Here is a 1,111-nt window from a genome sequence, read left to right as displayed (position 1 = left end):
TATTGATCCGAAACTCAAAGGGTTCTATTCGAGGATGTAGCGGACGTGCGGGCCGCCGAAGTAGCCCCGGACGATGTGTGGCTGGCGTTGGCGTCGGTGGAAGAACCGTCGGGTCTCGGCGGCGAGTTGGGCCTGGTCGCGGGCCCGGCTGTGCATCGGAAGGCTCCGTTTGAGGTCGGCGTTGACCAGCTCGTCGGGGTTCAGCTCCGGCGAGTACGGCGGCAGGAAGTGCAGTTCGATGCGGTCGGGGTGGTCGGCGAGCCAGGTGCGGACCTTGCGGGAGCGGTGGGCGGAGTGGCCGTCCACGACGAGGTGGACCTTGTGGTCGAAGTGGCCTGCGAGCCGGTCGAGGAAGCGGCACATCACGTCGGCGTCGAAGGTCTCGGTGAACACCATGAAGTGCATGCGGCCCTTGGTGCTGATCGCGGACATCGCGTTCACCGAGAACCGGTTGCCCGAGCGGCGCACGATCGGTGTGCATCCCCTGGCGCCCCAGGTGCGGCCGGTGACCTGGTCGGAGCGGATGCCGACCTGGTCGGCGAAGAGCACCTCGCCGCTCTCGGCTTTCGCCTTCGCGCGGATCGCCGGCCAGGTCTCCTCCCGCCAGACGCGTACCGCTTCCGGGTTCTGCTCGACGGCCCGCTTGTCCGGGCGCTGGAACGACAGCCCCCACCGGCGCAGGTACTTGCCCACACCCTGCTCGGTCAGCCGCACCCGGTACAGCTTCGCGATCAGGTCCCCCACCCCGGCCCGCGTCCACAGCTGACCCGCAAGGCCCAGGTCACAGGGGCGGTGATCCAGCACGGCCTGCCGGAGCGCCTGCTGCTCCACCTCGCCCAGGAGCTGATGCTCGCCGACCCGACGCCCGCGTGGCTGGGCCACGAGCGCCTCGCGCCCACCAGCCAGCCACTTCGCCCACCAGTTGTCCACGGCCTTGAGCGAGACCTGGAACACCGCCGCGACATCCTCGCGAGTCCGGCCCGCCACCAACGCGGCCACCGCCCGCAACCGAAGAGCCTCCTGCGCCGACGGCGACAACTGCCGCGCGTCCCCCACCAGTTCACTCACGCAGGGATCAACGACCCAGAACACCTACCGTTTCGGATCAATA

General features: G+C 68.9%; 1 protein-coding gene. It reads right to left on the bottom strand.

Annotated features, from left to right (window positions below; all coding sequences use genetic code 11):
- Positions 1 to 24: 24 nt before the first annotated feature.
- Positions 25 to 1,068, bottom strand: coding sequence for an IS630 family transposase (locus tag HDC93_RS37700; RefSeq protein ID WP_311774745.1), 1,044 nt, complete (start codon positions 1,066 to 1,068; stop codon positions 25 to 27).
- Between the last annotated feature and the right edge of the window lie 43 nt (positions 1,069 to 1,111).

Origin of the sequence: Streptomyces sp. AK010 (assembly GCF_014207295.1) — a bacterium.
Taxonomy (GTDB): Bacteria; Actinomycetota; Actinomycetes; order Streptomycetales; family Streptomycetaceae; genus Streptomyces; species Streptomyces massasporeus.
Note: the sequence above shows the minus strand (reverse complement) of the source record. Positions and strands in the feature narration are given on the sequence as shown.